Genomic DNA, 17,429 nt, shown 5'->3' on the forward strand with positions numbered 1-17,429 from the left:
TCTAGCGACAAGAGCATTTAAAAGGCCGCCTTAACAAGCGGCCTTTTTTTTACACTGTCAAAGAAGAACTACACTACACATTCATTTTTATCGCCTTGTCCGCCGTAAAAGGCAGTTCCTCGGCCTGGGGGGTCGCAATCAGCACCTGGCAGGCTTTTTCGCGGATGAGGGCGGCCACGGCGTCGCGACGGTTGACATCGAGTTCGGCAAAAATATCGTCGAGCAAAAGAACCGGCTTGCTCACGTACTGCGACGCCACGTCGACCGCGGCAAAGCGCATGGCGACCGCCGCCGAGCGGCACTGCCCCTGCGACCCCACCGAGCGCATCTCGTAATCCGAGGCGCAAATGCTCAGGTCGTCGCGGTGCGGGCCCGCAAGCGTCATGCCCATCACCTTCTCGGCGGTCTCCAAACTGTTTAGCTTGTGGATGAACGCCTTGCGGAACGTCGCCTCGTCCGGGACGTCACTCTCTTCTGCAACCTCTGGGGCCGCGTCGGCAATGGCGGCATCAATCTCGTCGTCGCTCATGGACTCGGCGAGGTCCAGCGCATCGAGCGCCTTTAAAATGGAACTCTTGTAGGTGCAGGTAATCTGGTCCACCCCACCCGAAAGCTTGCGGTAATAGTTCGTGATAATCTGCGAGACCTCACCCGAGAGCGACACGCGCGCCACCCAAAGCTTGGCGCCCAGCTCCACGAGCTGTTCCGTGAGCACACGGAACATGTCGTCGCCGCCCACCGCATAGCCATCGTGCTTGAACTGCCGCAGCCACTGGTTGCGCTGTTGCAGCACCCGGCGGTAACGCCTGAGCAGTTCCCCGTTCCCCGCCGACCTAAAGCACAGAATCTCGTCGAGCCAGTGCCTGCGCACCTCGGGCGCCCCACGCAAAAGCTCGATGTCGGAGGGTTGCATAATGACCGCGGGGCAAGTTCCAAAAAAAGCCGCCGGCGACCGCACCGCCTCGCCGTTCTCCTTGGCAACGGCCTTGCTTTTGCCCAGGCGCCTCACGCTCATGGCACGTACAGTTTCGCGCCCATCGTAATTAAAGGACCCGCGCAAAACCAGTTCGCCGGCATTCCACGAAACCATTTCCTTCAAGTCTTTTGCTCGGAACGAAAATCCCTGTGCCAGCAGGTGCACCGATTCCAAGACGGTTGTCTTGCCGCACCCATTGGGGCCGCATATCACGTTGATCCCGGGTTCGAACTCGTATTCAATCCCGTCTAAGCTGCGGACACACCCAATGGAGAGTTTCGAAATCACGGAATGTAACCCCGCACCCCAAAGCTCAGCGGGTTCCACAGGTCGGCACCCGATTCGTAGGTCAACGCGTAGTTCACGTCGAACAGGTATTTCTTTTTGCCGATGCGCACGCGGAACTTGTAACCAAGGCCGAGCATCGCGTCCAAGTCGTCCATGCCTATGCGAACCGTCCCATCGGGAATGATTTCGCATTCAAAGCCCACGCGGCCCGTCCACACATGAAGTTGCGGGTCAAACACCAAAAGCGTATCGGCCACCTGGTAATCAATCGCCTCCATCCAGGCGAACACGGGCTTGCCCATCACCTGGGAGCGGTAGCCGAGGCCCACCTGCAACACCTTGGGGCGCACGCCCTCGGTCGAAATTACCGAGTTGTCGGTGCTGGTATTCTTACTCCAGCGGGCAGAAAGGTTGTGGCTAAAACTCAGGTTGCGAACGACCACCGAGGTGCTCCAGTTCTTGTTCCACTGGCGAAGCCAGCTCAGGTTGATGGTCACCGGGCTCGTATAGCCGTCCACCAGTTCAATGTCGTCGTAGTAGTCCGAAACATCCATGTTGTCGTAGCTCATGGAGAGCGAAAGGCCAAAGGCGTCACGGCGCGTGGCCCTGTAGGCGAACCCCAAGTAGAGCATCGTAAAGTACGGCGTCGCCGTGCCCAACGTTTGGTCGTCCTCGTCAATCACGTCAAAGTCCAGGTCGCCGCGGTAGAGCATGGCAAAGCCCACGCCCATGCGCTTGCCCACCGGGCTCTCGAGGCCCAGGGATCCGCCCATGCGGTCCAGGTCACGCTTTTCGGCGTTGAGCGTGTAGCCAAAATCGTGGCGGAAACCGAGAATGGCAGGGTTCCAGTAAGCCGCGGGCATGCTCGCCGTATCGGCGGAGCCCGTGTTGCCACGGCCCAGTTCCCGGGTGCCCGCGCCCATGCGTTCCACAAAGCCGTCAAAGCCGCCCAGGGCCGCCTTTTTATCGACGACGCCCGCCTGCGCCAAACCCGAGAGCGCTAGCATCAAAAGCAAAAACAGGGAAGCACTCGTCTTTTTCATTACTTGTGCCCTCCCAGCGTCATCACCTTGCCCCAGCCCACATGGCCGTGGTTGTCCTTGACGCGAACATAATAGACGCCCATGGTGCAGGGCCTGCCGTAATCGTCCTTACCGTCCCAAACATCCTCTTTGGCGTTGGTGCTGCGCGAAGCGTCGGCAGAACGCGGAGCCGCCTTCACAATCTTGCGGACCTTTTTCATATCGTAGCTAAAGACCTCGATGGTAATCTTGGAGTCCTTGCTTACCTTGTACGAAACTAGCGATTCGCTGCCCGCCACAATCACCGAGGGCACCATGCGAACGCTCCCCAGGTTGTCGCTCAGCTTGGCGCGGTTCAAAATCGGGGTCCAGGTCTTGCCCGTGTCGGCAGAGACCGAAATGCCGTTGCCGTAGGTCGCCACCGCCAGGCCGGTCACCTTCCCCGACATGGGGAACGCCGTCATCGAGGTGATGTTCACGTCGCGGTCCGTGACGCCCATGTTCGAGCCGTAAAGCCATTCACTGCCGTCATCGCCCTCGTAGGCGCGGGCGCCGAGCGTGTCGAGCCGCAAATAGCCGCTCACCGTCGTCGCCCCCACGGAGCCCACACAAACAAAAGCCTCGGCGCCTACAAACGCCACATCGTTCACTGTGTAGTCGGCGTTGTCGTAAACGTCCTTTTTTAAGGCCTTGCCCGCAGTATCCAAAAAGTCGACCTTGGCAAAGTCCTTCGACTTGCCGTCAAACAGGCGCCACAGCGCGCCCTTCAAGGATTCCTTGACCTTGGCCGAAGTCTCTGCGACAACTTGGAGCGGCTTGCCGCCCATCCACACGCCCGTCACGCGGGCCGACTCCAGCGCCTTCGAGGCGCTCTTCAAGGAGCCGTCTTCGTTACGGATCCACAAGCCCGATTCTGTTGCGAGCCACAGTTCCCCCGTTTCGGGGTGCAGCTTCACGTCAAAAACCGCCGTATACTTTTTGAAGTCCACCGAGGCGCTGGACTTGAGCGCCTCCAAAGCCTTCTCGGAAGTCTTGAAAAGGTAGATGGTCTCCTTGGGGGAGTTCACGCCCTTCGAGACGTCGTACTTTTCGAGCCCCAAAACGCCGCGGGCAATCCACAGCACGGAATTCGCGGAGTCATAGGCAAAGCCGCCCACCGCATAGTCCATGGCCGATTCCAATTCCTCGACGGCGCCCGGCAACTCGAGCGGCGAACCAAAAATGCCGTTGCCGTTCAGGTTGCGAATAGAGAAAAACCCCTTGGGCACCAGGTAGTAGCCATCATCGTTCGCCTCGTACTGCGGATAAACCAGGCCAAGCCCGCCCGCCAAAACCGAGGGAATGCGGCGGTGCTCCGCCAGCTCGTCGCTAAACAGTCCATCTTGCACGGCGGTCTCCTCGGTCGAGACCACCTCCTGCCTGGAGTCCGTCACCTGCACCGTGCCGCCGTTGCCCGCCTTGAGCTTTAACAACGTGACGCCACTCGCCGTTTCCCCGCGTGAAAACACCCAGAGGGCGTCCTCGTTACCCGAGGCCGCCACCGAAACGGACCAGTTGCTAAAGAGCGTCTCGGTCGCCGCAAACGCTTGCGACGCCAGCAAAAGAGCCGGCAAAAGCACGCCTGTGGGCAAAGCCGATTTAAACCTTTTAAAAAACATCGCTACCTCATGTCGATCTCGTCGACACCCTGGATCGTTTTGTACTTGAACTCGTCGGGCGACACCTTTTTGACCACCTTCAACTTGATGATGTTGTACCAGGAGGAGTTCCCCGTCGGGTCCACCGTGTACAGGCGCACCGGAGAAAAGTCCTTTTTGTTCAGCCACACTTCCATCTTGGTGAACTGGCCCGCGTACTTGGACGGATCCAGCTTGAGCACCCACAGCTTTTGGCCGTTGTAGTCGCCCTCGCCCAGCTCCAGCGCCTTGCAGTTGAGGTACTTGAACAATAGTTCCGAGGGGTGCAGCGAGCTCGAGAGGTCCTCGACCGCCTTGATGAGCACCTGCTTTTGTTCCACATTGTACTGCCAAAGGCTCTCGCCGTCGCTGTAGAACTTGATGCCCGCGACATCCAGCTTAAAGCGGTCGCCGTCGGCCACCAGCAGGCTCCCCTGCTGGCTCGCCACGTCGGGGGATTCCGCATAAAATACTTGCAACTTAAAGGAGAGGTCCCAAGCCTTGCCCGACTTGAACCAGTTCTGCGACTTGGAGAGCGCCTCCTGCGCCGTCAACGCAAAGGCCGCAGACCACGACATAAGGCCCGCAACCATACAGACAATAAAAGTCTTGCTCAACTTCATAAAGCTCCCGTAATATGCACAAAAATACAAAATACGGCAACTGGATTTGGTTTTTGAACCGATATATTTCTATCTTTAGCCTCGAAACTTTTTTGGAAGGATTTTATGCGCAAACTGATTTTGCCCATCGCCTTGGCATCGGCCACTTTTGGCCTTGCCGCCGAGATAGAACTCCACGGTGCGGTCAACGCCGACTACGCCAGCTATTTCGATAGTGATTTTGACCCCACGAACGCAGCGAACCAGGACATTGACCTCGCTGTGACCGCCCGCATGGACGAGAACGTCTCCGTGACGGTCATGGGCAACACCCACAGCACCTACGTGGACAGCAACGGCACCTACGCCTCCGAGACGCACCGCCACTACTACGCCCACAGCACCGCCATGGGCGACGGCGGCCGCTTTACCGAGTTCAACTTTGACGGCGTGCAGTTCCGCTGGGACGTGACCCACGACGTGGGCTTCATCTTTGGCGACCTCACCTACAGCGCAGGCGCCTTCAACTACTTCTACTGGCGCGACCCTTCCCGCTACGCCGTGATTGTCCGCGAACAGAACCTCCGTGGCGTTGGCGCCGAGTTCGGCACCGCCAAGTACGGCGGCGGCAAGGTCTACTTGGGCGCTTCCGAGAACACCGTGCACACCATGGCGCTCTTTGGCACCTACAGCCTCCCGCTGTTGAACCACGTGGACGAGCACTTGGTGCTCACCCCGAGCATCGACTGGCTGTTTGGCGACGAGATTGGCCGCAGCCACACCTACTCCCTCGGTACCGAGGTCGACTACTCCAAGAGCTTTGAGCGGTTCAACTGGGGCATTTACGCCGTGTGGGGCCTCCACCCGTACCAGGGCAAGGGCGTTCACTCCTTCTTGCTCGAACCCAGCATGAACTACGCCTTCTTCAACCTCGGCTTCACCTACTTTATCGCCCTCACCGACGAGGACGAACCCGCCGAGCCGCAGATCTTTACCGAAGACCAGTTGCTCTTTGCCATTGAACCCAGCTTCAACCTCCACAAAAAGCTGACCATGGGCGTGACCTACGAATACCACGACAAGGACACCAACAAGGGCGACGACGACTACAACTTTGGCGGTCTCAACTTCTACCTGTACCCCACCATGAAGACCGAGGTCGTGTTCTGGTTCGGCTATAACTTTAGCGACAACATCGACACCGACTTCGCCATGGGCATCAGCGCCCAGGCCAACTTCTAAGGGGCAGCCCACCAAGGTTCCCCGTGAGGATTCGGGCACTAGATTCCATCCGCGGGCTTCTGCTTTTGCAGATGACCTTGGACCATTTTGGCAAGCCCATATCGCATTACCTTTACCAGTGCTTCGGCTTCTTTAGTGCGGCCGAAGGTTTTTTCTTTTTGTCGGGGTTCGTCGGGATGCTTGCCGCCACGAGCAAGAGCGGCAAGGACCCTCACCAGAGCTGGATGCGCTGGAGGGCCTTTAAAACCTGGCGCTACCACATGGCGACCCTCGCCATCGTCTGCATTGCCGCGGCGACTCTCCTCCCCCGCATATCGCACTTTTTTGACCCGCTCTACCAGCACCCCGTAACAGGGAGCCTGTGGAGCCTCGCCCTGGTGAACACACCCGAGTGGCTCGACGTGCTGCCGCTCTACGTGCTCTTTTTGTTCATCGGCTCCTTTGTGTTCCCGTGGTTTGTGCGGGCAAAAAAACTCCGCACCGTCTTTGCGTTGTGGCTCCCTTTTTTGGCGATTTGGGGAGCAGCGCAGTTCGGCTTGCGCGGCGCCATCAACAGCCTGTTCCCGGGCTGGCTCACCCACGGCGACTTTGACCCGTTCGCCTGGCAGTGCGTGTATTTTACCGGCGCCGCCGTAGCCGCCTGGTGGACTCGCGCCAAGACCGTCCCCGGTTGCAAGGCCACCCAGATCGTCGAGCGCCTGACCCCGACCGTCATGGTCGCCCTCGTGTTCTGCTTCTTGTGGTCGCACCAGTTCATCCCGCTGGCCTTGCCGGGGGATCTGCTTACCAGCAAGGTGCACGTGGGGGCGCTCCGCTTTGCGAACTTCTTTGCGTTCATGATGCTCGTTTGCTGGATTGTGCGCACCTGGCCGAGCGCCCTCGACTTCCGCCCCACCAACGTGATGGGCAGGCACAGCCTGGACGTTTATACCGCGCACAACTTTGTCATCTACCTGTGGATGGCGCTGCCCGGGAGCATCCGTTACCACGGGCCGTGGAACGTGCTCGCCCCGGTTCTTGCCTGTGTTGCCCTGTGGGGCCTTGCCCGAGTGCGGGAGCCCAAACCCGCGGCTAAATAAAAAAAAAGACCCGCGAGGCGGGCCTTTTTAAGCTTTTCGGGAAGTACGGATTAGTAACCCAGGTACTTTTTGCCGATGCCGAATTCGTCCTTGTACTGCACGTAGTCGGGCACAAAGTCCTTGCCGTAAGAGAAGCTCACGTTCAGGGAGCACTGGAACTCGTTCATGAGCTTGCCCTTGGTGCCGGCCTTGATGGCCTGCTTCTTCTTTTCGATCTTTTCGTCGCCCTTCTTGCCTACGAGCACTTCGGCTTCGCACCAGCCACCGGAGGCCTTTGCCACAACGGATTCGCCAGTCGTCGAGACGAGGGTGATCTTGCTCGGGTCAAGCTCGGTGTTGTTGCCGGTCGAGGCCCAGAACTGGAGTTCGCCAGAGAGGCTACCCGGAGCGATCTTGATGGTCGGGAAGGCCATCACGTAGCCCCACTTGTCGATGCGGCGGTTGACCGGTTCACCGATCTGTTCGCCAAAGATGAGGAAGTAACCGCGGGTGCCCTTGCGGCTCTTGTTGAGGGCCGCCTTCACGTCGGCGTTCTCGGGAGCCATTTCGGCAAGCTTCATAATCTGGTATTCGCTCACCACCGGGTCGGATTCGCCCACGGCGTCGGCGAGGTTCTTGGAAACGTAGGCGTTTTCGGCCTCGGTACGGATGGCCTTCACGGTGCCTTCGCCAATGTGACGGGCCTGTGCGGTAGCGAGGGCGGTGTCGATCTTGGCAAACGCGTTAATCACGGTGTTGTAGTCCACGCCCTCCTGGGTGGCCTGCTGCTTGCCGAGGGTGGCGAGCTTGGTCACGTATTCCTCGACCACCTCGTCTTTTTTGACTTCGGGCATGTTCACGCTGGCCTTGCCATAGTAGTTGTCCAAAAGTTCGCTGTTCAGGTCCTTCTTGGCTTCCATTTCGGCGGCACGGACAAGCGCCAACGTAAAGTTGTCGTAGAACTCGTCAGACATGCTGCCCTTCTTCTTGGCATCCAGGTAAGAGTTGATGGCATTGCGGAAACGGCCTTCTTTAAGATGTTCGTCACCGCGCTTCTCGTTGGTTCCCTTACAGCCGGTCATGGAGAGCGCCACGCCCACGGCCAAAGCTGCGATAAAGAGTTTTCTCATTTTAGTCCTCTATGGTTTATTCTAAAAAAGACCAATTTCCCCGCCCATTCGGGAGTCCTAGTCTACCGCAAACTAATTTAATTAAATAAATTTGTCTTTACTCGCCTTTTAGGTAAAATTTTATTAGTGGAGAAGGTGTTTAGATGGATATTTTAGTTGTCAGCCCTGAAGCCGGCAACTGGGAAGCCCCCAGCCCGCTGGTGACCGCGGTGAACCGAATGACGGATGCATTCGGCAGGGCCGGTGCTAACGTCTTGACCTGCTCCCCCTTCTACAAAGACCACCTGATGCACGTCGAGAACTACGAGTGCATTTTCCAGGGGGTCGAGCGCCTGCAGGGCAAGCCCTTCGAGGTCTGGAAGTCCAAGTCGGACCCCCTGCACACCTACATTTTTAACGAAGACTACTTTGGAAGGCCCCACGTTTACGGGCCGCCGCACAGCGTCCCCTACGGCGACAACCACCGCCGTTTCGCCTTCCTCGCCTCGGCGGCACTGAGCTACGCCATCGAGACCAAGGTCAACTACACCGCCATCCTCGGCCACGAGTGGGGCGGCGCCCTCGCCGGCGCCCTCACGCACACCGTGTACCAAAACGAGTTCGGCAACGTCCCGTTCTTCTTCACCATCCACAACATCACCTACGACTTCCACGTGGGGTCCGGCGAAATTGACGCCATCGGCCTCCCCCGCGAAGACTACAACATGGATGGCTACGAGTTCTGGGGCAAGGTGAGCCTCCTCAAGGCGGGCATTTGCTACGCCCACAAGGTGCTGTTCCCCTCGCCCGGCTACCGCGACGCCATGCTCAACACCAACCTGCCCGGCGGCCTCAGCGGCTTTTTGAGCCACAACGCCGACAAGCTCATTGGCGTGCAGTTCGGCGTGAGCTACCAGGTGTGGGACTTTAACGCCCAGGACAAGCTCCCCATCAAGGAAGCCAAGCACAAGGCAAAGGAGACACTCGCCAAAAAGCTGGGCTCGAACTTTGGCAACAAGCTGGTGCTGTACGTGCACCTGGACGAAGAAGCGGGCAACACCTCCGAGACCCTCGCGACCGTGCTCTCCGACATCACCAAGCTCGACGTGTTCATTGTGGTGGGGCTCTCGCCCGAGCACCCCGAGTGGAACTACTTTAACGACGTCTCCAAGCAGTACCCCGACACCATGAAGGTGCTGGAGCTCACCCCCAACTTCGAGAGCATCTCCACGCTGCGCGGCGCCCTGGCAGGCTCCGACGTGCTGTTCGCCGCCAACCTGCGCGAGCCCTCGTCGTCCATCATCTTGAAGGCGCTCGCCTGCGGGACGCTCCCCCTCACCGGGTTCAACGTGGGCGTGGCCAGCAGCCTGGACGACTACGCCCCCGAGACCGCCGGCAACGCGAACGCGTTTTTGGTCGAGGACGCCAACGCGCCGCACCTGATGCTGCGCCGGCTCAAGGACGCGCTCCACGTGTACCAGAACGAAGTCGCCGACTGGGACAAGGCGGTGGTGAACGCCTACAGCGGGTTCCACTACGAGTGGGACCGCACGATTTCGAAATATTTGCTAATATTGGGCGAGCTGGGACTTTAGCTCAATTGGTTAGAGCCGCGGACTCATAACCCGCTGGTTCCCGGTTCAAGTCCGGGAGGTCCCACGAGAAAGCGCTCTCCGCAAAGGAGGGCGCTTGCTTTTTTAAATGGGGCACCGACAAAGACGACCTCGGGGGTGTTCTCGAAACTTGCGTCGGGGCGGCAATCATCATCTGCGGCTTAACGGTCAAACCCCCGTCAAATCCAGTATTTCTTTAGCGCAGTCAAGAACCTGCGGCAACGTTATCCCTTTAGCAAACGGATTCTTGGCAACAAATCTTTTCCAAAAGTCATTTTGAACCAAATCCACTTTAATCGATTCTAGGATTTGCGGATATCCTTCCAAAGTTTCGAACGTATTCCGCCGGCGAGAAGTCGCTTCAAGAGCAATCCTTAGCGTTTTGAAGTTTATTTCATCTTTCTTCAATGCATAAAGCATATACACATCGTAGAAATCTCTAGTTCGTGTATTAGCCGCACCTCTCGAAACAATTGTATCAAGTTTTTCCGCAAAAACATTCTCTAGCGGATAAGCCAAAACCGGAATCTCCTTATCGTCAAACACGCACTTATACATATATTCTATTTCATGGGGAATGATGGTATCTCCAGTTGTAAGATCTACAGTCAAAGGAAGTTTGCGGAACCTAGAAGCAGCAATTCTGTCCAGCAAGCGTTCGAGGCAATACATTTGCAAGGTTGCTTGAGGCGTGATTCCAAATTTTACAGACAGGCCCTTCAGTAATGCCTTTAGCTTCATCTCGTTATTCGTAATCACAGCAACACCTCTAAATACGTCCTGAGTTTTTTTTCTACATGAAAAGTCTTTGCGAGTTGCAACAATTTCGGAATATTCTTTTCTTTACGGCTGGCGTACGTTTTAATTGCATAGGTTATTGTCTGGATATCGGCCGCAACTTTGGCCGTCATGATTTCGCACAAGGTCCTTTCGGCAGAATAGGCACGCACAACGTTACCTAAGGGCGTTTTGACTTCTACAATTTCAAGAGGATAAAGATTCTTCGAAGAATGCTTTACCACAATTCCATTTTTTGCTAGAGAGGGCGAATGGTAGAACCCCTTAAACGTCATGGTCCACATAAACGGCGCGCGTTCTGTCAGAGAATGCAAGAACAAAGCCGTTTCGCACGAGAATACGCCCGTCGGGCAACGATGCTGCAAATTCAGGAGTTCGTCCTCTTGTGCCGATTCCAACTGATACACTCCGCGCGCAACCCTTACGATTTTCCCGACATCGGAAAGCTGTTTCAGGATCATCCTGTGGATACCTGCAAGCGAAGCCTGCTTCGCAGTAATCCGCCCGCCCTTTTCCAAGAGAAGGTTCATTAGTGTCTTTTCTTTATTATTGACATTCATACTAATAAATATACAAGATATTAGTACAAATGTCAATACCTTCAGTTCGTTCATTTTTCTCTTCTCTCCGCTTACATGCTTGAAAAGGCGGGGCTAAAATGGCACTTCTGCACACTTGTGCACTACAAATATAAATTCACCAATGCCATTTGTCAATACCTAGAATAGTTTTTTGAATATTCCGCATTCCCGCCCGTTTTCCCGTTTCCGCCTGTTGCGGCAGGGCGTATTATCTATATTCCCCGCTAGATGCTCACAGTCCTTAAATACATCGCCCTGATCGGCACGTTCTTCATCTACACCTCGTCGGGGGTGTTCTCGAAACTTGCGTCGCAGCGGGAGTTCCTGTCGCCGGGGTACATCGCATTCCTCGCCTGCACGGTGGGCGTGCTGGGAATCTACGCGGTGCTGTGGCAGCAGATTATCAAGCGGATGGACGTGAGCCTGGCCTACATGTTCAAGGGCACGGGCGTGGTGTTCGGGCTACTGCTTGCGCACTTCGTGTTTGGCGAGGCCATCACCACGAAGAATATCGTCGGGGCGGCAATCATCTACAGTTAGTAAGGATTCCTTACATACTGAACTCTAGGACGCGCAACCACAACCCGAACATTCGCGTACACTTTACAACACCGAATAAGCATAAAAGTTCATTCAATACTAATACGGCCACCAAAGTGGTCGAATTTGACCACTTTGGTTTATCCGAGTACCACTCTGCAGCGCCCACCCCTAACGCAATGCAGATCCAAAGACAATTCACTCAAGAGTATCTAAATTTCTTGACAAACTCTCTGTCGAATTGATCTGCACTATATACATCAGCAGATTTAAACACGTAAGATTCTAATTTTCTAAGAAAGCGACAAGAGTCCGGCATCGTCATTTTTGCTTTTTTCGCCTCGCGAATCCTATTCAGCTCATTGTCAACCTTATCTTTCCCTATCACCAAAATAAACTTGCAATATTTTTTCACAAATTCAAACGGAGAGATTTCTGTCGTACAGGAACTATAAGCGTCGAATGAAAAAAGTTGTTTCCTTTGCATTTCATCAAGAATTTTAAACAGCCAAAAGACATTTGCATAAGATTTCTTCACGCAATCCTCTTTCACTTTTTTACTACTTATATATTGATTTTTAAACTCAATAAAATACCAATAACCATTTGAATCTATCAAAAACGAATCTACCGATGCTGGGGCAACATCTTTCCGAGGCGGGCCACCAAAATGAATTCTAGCAACAACATTTTGTGCAATCGAATCCATTGAAATTGAGTTCAAATCCTTATACTCAGACGTAAAAACATTTACCGAATTCGCATCATCCAAAGACAATTCATGCAATGTTTTTTCAATCTGTATCGGATAACCCGCTTGATTACAGTACGTATTCAGCAGGTTCACAAACTTCTCATACATGCTCATCATTCAACCCCGTACTTTTCTTTGATTTCGTCAATAAGAAAACTCGGTTGAACGAGATTACTGTAAATCTTTTCCAATTGTCCCGTTACATTTTCAAACGAGACTAAATCAGAATTCTGAATGCAAGAAGCAAAGTAGTATGAGCAGACATCACTTGTCTTGTGGATTTTAGAATACAAATCCAAGGCTTCCAAAAAATGGGAACTATGCGTCGTCACAACAACAGTCAAATTGAACGTTTTCTGAAGAAGAACGATGATTTCTGCATACTTCAGCTGCCATTTAGGATGCAAATGCACTTCCGGCTCGTCCAAAATAAGAACATCCCTTTCTTTCAAGCCTTGATTCAAGAGGAGGCGTTTGATAATTGCGAAAGCTTTTAAACCCGTTGACAAGGAATTGACGGATAAGGCTTTTCCGCTTTTTTCCCGCCTGTACAAATATCCATCATGAGTGTTATCAATAGAACCAGGAGCTACTTCATCCAGTTCATCAAGAATCTTTTGCAAGCCTTCGCTAACAATCATTCTTGAAAGCGCTTCGTCCTCTAAGGCTTCATTCTTTTTCTTCTCATTTAACGAAATGAGCTTATTTGTTAAATTTCTTACCCACGGAGCCTCCCTATTCTCATAAATCGTCAATTGGTTCAATCTATCCAACACGAACGGATTGTCTATATACGTAGCAGAATTAACCAAAGAAATTTCTCTACGCATAGACTCTAGAGAATCGTCACGAAATACTAATTCAATTGGTCTATTTTTCACCAACAACCCGACGGTAGCATCGGCATCCGGATTGTCAATGTTATTAATTCGTTCATTGAAAATCTTTTGGAAAGCCAGCGAAACAACCGATTGCGCCACTTTTTCGTCTGGAATAGACAGAACTTTCCTTATCGACTCGGTAATTTGCGTTTTCAAGTCTTCATTGTATGTAATTTCAAACTCTTTTTGTCTTTCTTCAAGATTCCGTAGATACGCATCAAGCGCATCCGTTTTATTTTCCGAAACAACCAAATCATCAATAAATTCTCGCGTATATCTAAATGCACTTTGAGATATACTTCCGTGCGAATTCAGGTTATTCTGATGAAGAAGCGAATTGAGTTCTTGCTGAATGCTACGCTTCTTCGCCAGCACAACTGATTTGTCAATATTGGCTATGGCGCTAAACATCCCATACAAAATTTTCCCCACGGTACTTTTCCCAGTATCGTTCAAACCGGCAATCGCAGTTATGCCGTCCAACTTAATACTGGCAGTCTTTATTTTTGCAAAATTTTCAATGCTTAATTCCATTGGCGTTTTCTCGTGGAAATTTTGATCATTCTCATTCCCCTCAAATCTAATTAACATAAGTTCCCCCGTCAGCCACACGACAATCTAGGATAACCCATCGGTCTCTCAAAATCAGCGTTTTGTCTTCGACATCTTTCATCTTTCACTCCTTCCCCCGCCTACATGCTTAAAAAAAACGGGGCGAAAACAGCATTTGATGCACATTTGTGCACTACAATTTAATTTCATGGACGCCCCCTGTCAAGAGGTTTACGGAAAATTTTCAAAAAATTTCTCATCGCTCCCGAAACAACTCAGATATCCTCGCATCCAAGCCATCTCCCACATATAAATCTATATTCCCCGCTAGATGCTCACCGTCCTTAAATACATCGCCCTGATCGGCACGTTCTTCATTTACACCTCGTCGGGGGTGTTCTCGAAGCTTGCGTCGCAGCGGGAGTTCCTCTCGCCGGGGTACATCGCGTTCCTCGCCTGCACGGTGGGCGTGCTGGGAATCTACGCGGTGCTGTGGCAGCAGATTATCAAGCGGATGCACATAAGCAAAGCATATATGTTCAAAGGTTTGACTGCAATCTTTGGATTGCTCTTTGCAAATCTCATCTTCGGCGAAATAATCACACTAAAAAACGCCATTGGTACCGTTTTTATCATCAGCGGCATAACACTGTTCGCAAGGGCGTAAAATGTTCTACGTTCTCGTGTTATTCAATATCTTTGTTGCCGGGGTGGCTCAAATGCTACTGAAGAAATCGGCAGCAACCAAACACGCATCGTTCATTCGGGAATACCTGAATCCATGGGTCATCGGCGGCTATTCACTAATGATGTTCTCATTGGTTTCCAATATATTTGCAATGAACCACGGTGTTCTTTTGAAGGAACTTGGCACTCTTGAAGCCTGCGGGTATTTGTTCGTCCCAGTACTCAGCTACTTCTTTTTCAAAGAAAAAATCAATCTTCAGAAGGTTATCGCAATCGTACTCGTGCTAACAGGCGTTGTCGTATTCTTTTGGGAGTGAGCATAGCAATTGCGGATTTGAAGATGGACTCCTATAGCATCAACTTCTTTGTAGCATCAGCAGTAGCAGCTATCTTGGCCGTTTTCCTAACTCGTCGCAAACGATTCAGCCTGACGGCGTTATTCATTGTTCCTGTACTGCATTATGTGCTGTTCTACAACTACGACAGCGGACTTGTTGGCGGCATTTCTCCTTTTCTGGTGCCCTATGCGGGAGCAATCTACGCAGCAATTCTCTTTGCATTTTTTCTCTCATATAAAGCAGTCTCTAGCCAACAGATTTCTGGGCGCAAGCAATCCGTTGTCCGCATAGTCCTTGCATGCATCGTACTTTTTTTGCTTATCCTGTATTCGCAGGCAATCCCCTGGGGCATAGACACGTTCCCTCTCTCAAACGTTGAGGTAATCCTTTTCACGGTCTTTGCCGGAGCCAACGAAGGTTCCGAAGAATTCGTCATATCAACATTCATATCAGATGCGCTCCGCTCAGCTTCTTACCTGTTCGCGTGTTTAGTAGCCCTACTAGTCACCCTTTCCGCATTTTTGTCAAAATGGAATACCAAAGTTGCTTTTCATTTTTGGAAACTGAAACTTATACTTGCTGAAAGGGAGTTCTTAGAAATTCTTGGACATCTCGAAAAATTTTCTCTTGTTGCCGTAGCCGCATACTGCCTCGTAATCTCCCTTGTTATTCCAGGAATCGTGACTAGTGCCCCATTACACGTTCTTTTCCAAAAGCCCGTCGACTCGAAGTTGTACCGAGAACATTATGCAAATCCTGATTCCGTCAAGATAACTATTCCGCAACAGCCCAAAAATCTCATCGTCATTTTCCTTGAATCGATGGAAACGAACTTTGCCCGATATACCCCCGAGATTGACAGTCTCTTTAAGCAATGGGGCTTTGCCCCCGGTGGCGTGAATGTATCGGGCACCAGCTGGACCATTGCGGGAATTACGGGCAAGCTCTGCGGTATCCCGCTGAACATGCCCATGGGCATCGACGAATACCACGGCAAGCTACCCACCTACCTGCCACACGCTAGTTGCCTCATGAATGTTCTAGCAAATCAGGGCTACGAGCAGGTCTACGTGCAGGGGTCGAGTGGCGACTTTACGCAAAAGCGCGACTTTTGGAAAGTACATGGAAATGTCGCCATCCACGACATCGAATATTTCAAGGAAGCCGGAAAGATTCCGCAGGACTACAAGGTGTTCTGGGGATTCGAGGACCGCAAGTTATATGGGTTCGTCAAGGAAGAGCTGGACAGCCTCGCCGAACGCGGCAAGCCGTTTGCGCTCTACATGCTTACCGTTGACACGCACCAGCCTTTCGGCTACACCGATGAATTGTGTCAGGAGAATGTTACTGACAAGGAAGGGAAATTTCCGCAAGCCTTACGTTGTGCATCGATGCAATTGAGCGAATTTCTCGACTGGGCCAGCAAACAGCCCTGGTTTACAAACACAGTCATCTCAGTCATGGGCGACCACACGATGGACATGCTTTCTGCAAAGGCGAATGTTCCGCCGCATGAGCAACTGTACTGGACAAACTTCATTCTGAATTCTACGTTACCGCTTCCCCAAAAAGCGTGCCAGTATTCATCACTTGACATGTTCCCCACGCTACTTGAGTCAATGGGTTTCTCGCTCGAAAATCGCGCTATGGGGTTGGGCAAATCCCTGTATTCGAATGAGCCAACCCTACTTGAGCGTTATGGTCAAAAAACACTGGACAGTCTCCTACGGGAAAGAAGCATCCAATACGACTATTTTTTGATGGGAAAATGATTTGGGAGTGAACCCTTTATTTCTTTAATCACATACTGCGGTGAATTGTTGATGCATATATAAATGCGACCAACATATTCGCCGATAAGACCGAGCATCATCAAGATGCAGCCACCGATTATAAGCATCAGAGCAATAATCGAACTCCAACCAGCCACGCCAATCACACCAAGGCATTTCTGCACCACAATCACGATAGCGTATATAAAACCAACAATAGCAAAGAAAAATCCCAAAAATGTACTTACGCGCAGAGGCTTCACCGAAAATGCCGTGAAACCGTTGAGCCAAAGCCCTAGCAAACGAACAAACGAATACCCTGATGTTCCTTCAAGACGAGAGCGATGATTCGTTGCAACATATCCAATCTTACGCGTGGTGCGAAGAACAAGACCAACAAGGTACGGGTATGAATTTTTGTAATTGCACATCTCGCGAATTACAAAACTGCGAGCTATATAAAAGCTACTACCAACAAAGTCCTTTGGTGGCTCCAACATAAATTTGCCCATGAGCCCTGCCATCCAGGAGCCAAAACGACGGAACAGGTTCTGCTTGACAGCGCGATAGTAGGCATACACAACATCGAAACCTTCTTCCAGTTTAGTGATTAGGTCATTCAAAGAATCCAACGGAGCCTGGCCATCGTCATCCAGCGAAACCACGAACTCGCCAGAACACTTACCGTAGCCCGCCATCAAGGCGGAATGCTGCCCAAAATTTTTAGCGAGATTGATGCCGATAACGTTGTTTTCCGTTTCGGCAAGTTTCTCGATAACATTCCACACGCCATCGGGGCTGCAGTCGTTTACCAGTACGATCTCGTAGTCATCGCCCGGACGCTTGGCGGCCATTTCGCTCTTGATTTCTTCGACCACAGTGGTGATGGTCTTTTCGGAACGGTAACACGGAATTACAAATGAAAACTTAGGCATAGGCA

17 protein-coding genes and 1 tRNA gene are annotated in these 17,429 nt (G+C 52.3%); 8 read left to right on the plus strand and 10 right to left on the minus strand.

Annotated elements, in window-relative coordinates:
- Positions 1–73: 73 nt before the first annotated feature.
- The 4 genes from BUB55_RS04720 to BUB55_RS04735 are packed head-to-tail and all read right to left on the minus strand — an operon-like array spanning position 74 to position 4,585.
- On the minus strand, positions 74–1,264 hold the full coding sequence (locus tag BUB55_RS04720) for a DNA replication/repair protein RecF (protein ID WP_073188686.1): 1,191 nt from the start codon (positions 1,262–1,264) through the stop codon (positions 74–76).
- Complete coding sequence (locus tag BUB55_RS04725; protein WP_073188688.1) at positions 1,261–2,307, minus strand: PorV/PorQ family protein; 1,047 nt, start codon at positions 2,305–2,307, stop codon at positions 1,261–1,263. Before BUB55_RS04725 ends, BUB55_RS04720 begins: the two co-directional genes overlap by 4 nt.
- A complete protein-coding gene (locus BUB55_RS04730; RefSeq protein ID WP_073188690.1) occupies positions 2,307–3,944 on the minus strand; it encodes a hypothetical protein in 1,638 nt (545 codons plus the stop codon). Before BUB55_RS04730 ends, BUB55_RS04725 begins: the two co-directional genes overlap by 1 nt.
- A 2-nt stretch (positions 3,945–3,946) precedes the next feature.
- Positions 3,947–4,585 carry a LolA family protein gene (locus tag BUB55_RS04735; protein WP_073188838.1) on the minus strand — a complete coding sequence of 213 codons (639 nt, stop codon included), beginning with the start codon at positions 4,583–4,585 and terminating at the stop codon, positions 3,947–3,949.
- 105 nt (positions 4,586–4,690) lie between these two features.
- Between BUB55_RS04735 and BUB55_RS04740 the strand changes: the two genes are divergently transcribed.
- Together BUB55_RS04740 and opgC are read left to right on the plus strand one after the other, a co-directional pair.
- A complete protein-coding gene (locus BUB55_RS04740; RefSeq protein WP_073188692.1) occupies positions 4,691–5,806 on the plus strand; it encodes a hypothetical protein in 1,116 nt (371 codons plus the stop codon).
- Between the two features lie 23 nt (positions 5,807–5,829).
- Positions 5,830–6,885: an OpgC domain-containing protein gene (gene opgC / locus BUB55_RS04745; RefSeq protein ID WP_073188694.1), complete on the plus strand. Its 1,056-nt coding sequence runs from the start codon at positions 5,830–5,832 to the stop codon at positions 6,883–6,885.
- A gap of 50 nt (positions 6,886–6,935) precedes the next feature.
- On the opposite strand, the gene BUB55_RS04750 is transcribed toward opgC, so the two are convergent.
- Positions 6,936–7,994 (minus strand): hypothetical protein, encoded by a 1,059-nt coding sequence (locus BUB55_RS04750; protein WP_073188696.1) that lies wholly within the window; start codon positions 7,992–7,994, stop codon positions 6,936–6,938.
- A 143-nt stretch (positions 7,995–8,137) separates the two neighbouring features.
- Between BUB55_RS04750 and BUB55_RS04755 the strand changes: the two genes are divergently transcribed.
- Both BUB55_RS04755 and BUB55_RS04760 read left to right on the plus strand, forming a co-directional pair.
- Positions 8,138–9,568 carry a glycogen synthase gene (locus BUB55_RS04755; RefSeq protein WP_073188697.1) on the plus strand — a complete coding sequence of 477 codons (1,431 nt, stop codon included), beginning with the start codon at positions 8,138–8,140 and terminating at the stop codon, positions 9,566–9,568.
- Positions 9,559–9,632 (plus strand) — tRNA-Ile (locus BUB55_RS04760). The genes BUB55_RS04755 and BUB55_RS04760 overlap by 10 nt, the downstream gene beginning before the upstream one ends.
- 122 nt (positions 9,633–9,754) lie before the next feature.
- Here the strand turns inward: BUB55_RS04760 and BUB55_RS04765 are convergent.
- Positions 9,755–10,345, minus strand: coding sequence for a nucleotidyl transferase AbiEii/AbiGii toxin family protein (locus BUB55_RS04765; protein ID WP_083596881.1), 591 nt, complete (start codon positions 10,343–10,345; stop codon positions 9,755–9,757).
- The gene (locus BUB55_RS04770; RefSeq protein WP_073188841.1) at positions 10,342–10,944 is read right to left on the minus strand and encodes a type IV toxin-antitoxin system AbiEi family antitoxin domain-containing protein; all 603 of its coding nucleotides are present in this window, start codon (positions 10,942–10,944) and stop codon (positions 10,342–10,344) included. The genes BUB55_RS04765 and BUB55_RS04770 overlap by 4 nt, the downstream gene beginning before the upstream one ends.
- 249 nt (positions 10,945–11,193) lie before the next feature.
- On the opposite strand from BUB55_RS04770, the gene BUB55_RS04775 reads away from it, so the two are divergent.
- Positions 11,194–11,505 (plus strand): hypothetical protein, encoded by a 312-nt coding sequence (locus BUB55_RS04775; RefSeq protein ID WP_073188699.1) that lies wholly within the window; start codon positions 11,194–11,196, stop codon positions 11,503–11,505.
- A gap of 202 nt (positions 11,506–11,707) precedes the next feature.
- Here the strand turns inward: BUB55_RS04775 and BUB55_RS04780 are convergent, their stop codons facing one another.
- Together BUB55_RS04780 and BUB55_RS04785 are read right to left on the minus strand one after the other, a co-directional pair.
- Complete coding sequence (locus BUB55_RS04780; protein ID WP_143152904.1) at positions 11,708–12,352, minus strand: hypothetical protein; 645 nt, start codon at positions 12,350–12,352, stop codon at positions 11,708–11,710.
- Between the two features lie 20 nt (positions 12,353–12,372).
- On the minus strand, positions 12,373–13,731 hold the full coding sequence (locus tag BUB55_RS04785; RefSeq protein WP_143152905.1) for an AAA family ATPase: 1,359 nt from the start codon (positions 13,729–13,731) through the stop codon (positions 12,373–12,375).
- Between the two features lie 292 nt (positions 13,732–14,023).
- On the opposite strand from BUB55_RS04785, the gene BUB55_RS04790 reads away from it, so the two are divergent.
- Genes BUB55_RS04790 through BUB55_RS04800 form a run of 3 tightly spaced genes read left to right on the plus strand, consistent with a single transcriptional unit; the run spans position 14,024 to position 16,489 of the window.
- Positions 14,024–14,359: an EamA family transporter gene (locus BUB55_RS04790; protein ID WP_073188705.1), complete on the plus strand. Its 336-nt coding sequence runs from the start codon at positions 14,024–14,026 to the stop codon at positions 14,357–14,359.
- Position 14,360: 1 nt separating this feature from the next.
- Complete coding sequence (locus tag BUB55_RS04795) at positions 14,361–14,696, plus strand: hypothetical protein (protein WP_073188707.1); 336 nt, start codon at positions 14,361–14,363, stop codon at positions 14,694–14,696.
- A 23-nt stretch (positions 14,697–14,719) separates the two neighbouring features.
- Entirely contained in the window at positions 14,720–16,489 is a 1,770-nt protein-coding gene (locus BUB55_RS04800) for an LTA synthase family protein (RefSeq protein ID WP_234971810.1), read from the plus strand.
- On the opposite strand, the gene BUB55_RS04805 is transcribed toward BUB55_RS04800, so the two are convergent.
- Entirely contained in the window at positions 16,468–17,424 is a 957-nt protein-coding gene (locus tag BUB55_RS04805) for a glycosyltransferase family 2 protein (protein ID WP_073188843.1), read from the minus strand. The two genes, BUB55_RS04800 and BUB55_RS04805, sit on opposite strands and share 22 nt — an antisense overlap.
- Positions 17,425–17,429 lie beyond the last annotated feature (5 nt).

It is taken from the genome of Fibrobacter sp. UWP2, assembly GCF_900141705.1.
Taxonomy (GTDB): Bacteria; Fibrobacterota; Fibrobacteria; order Fibrobacterales; family Fibrobacteraceae; genus Fibrobacter.

Coding starts and splice junctions, on each gene's coding strand:
- BUB55_RS04795 (WP_073188707.1), top strand. CDS start 14,361: ATGTTCTACGTTCTCGTGTTATTCAATATCTTTGTTGCCGGGGTGGCT.
- BUB55_RS04725 (WP_073188688.1), bottom strand. CDS start 2,307: ATGAAAAAGACGAGTGCTTCCCTGTTTTTGCTTTTGATGCTAGCGCTC.
- BUB55_RS04785 (WP_143152905.1), bottom strand. CDS start 13,731: ATGTTAATTAGATTTGAGGGGAATGAGAATGATCAAAATTTCCACGAG.
- BUB55_RS04800 (WP_234971810.1), top strand. CDS start 14,720: ATGGACTCCTATAGCATCAACTTCTTTGTAGCATCAGCAGTAGCAGCT.
- BUB55_RS04735 (WP_073188838.1), bottom strand. CDS start 4,585: ATGAAGTTGAGCAAGACTTTTATTGTCTGTATGGTTGCGGGCCTTATG.
- BUB55_RS04755 (WP_073188697.1), top strand. CDS start 8,138: ATGGATATTTTAGTTGTCAGCCCTGAAGCCGGCAACTGGGAAGCCCCC.
- BUB55_RS04750 (WP_073188696.1), bottom strand. CDS start 7,994: ATGAGAAAACTCTTTATCGCAGCTTTGGCCGTGGGCGTGGCGCTCTCC.
- BUB55_RS04730 (WP_073188690.1), bottom strand. CDS start 3,944: ATGTTTTTTAAAAGGTTTAAATCGGCTTTGCCCACAGGCGTGCTTTTG.
- BUB55_RS04805 (WP_073188843.1), bottom strand. CDS start 17,424: ATGCCTAAGTTTTCATTTGTAATTCCGTGTTACCGTTCCGAAAAGACC.
- BUB55_RS04770 (WP_073188841.1), bottom strand. CDS start 10,944: ATGAATGTCAATAATAAAGAAAAGACACTAATGAACCTTCTCTTGGAA.
- BUB55_RS04775 (WP_073188699.1), top strand. CDS start 11,194: ATGCTCACAGTCCTTAAATACATCGCCCTGATCGGCACGTTCTTCATC.
- BUB55_RS04740 (WP_073188692.1), top strand. CDS start 4,691: ATGCGCAAACTGATTTTGCCCATCGCCTTGGCATCGGCCACTTTTGGC.
- BUB55_RS04790 (WP_073188705.1), top strand. CDS start 14,024: ATGCTCACCGTCCTTAAATACATCGCCCTGATCGGCACGTTCTTCATT.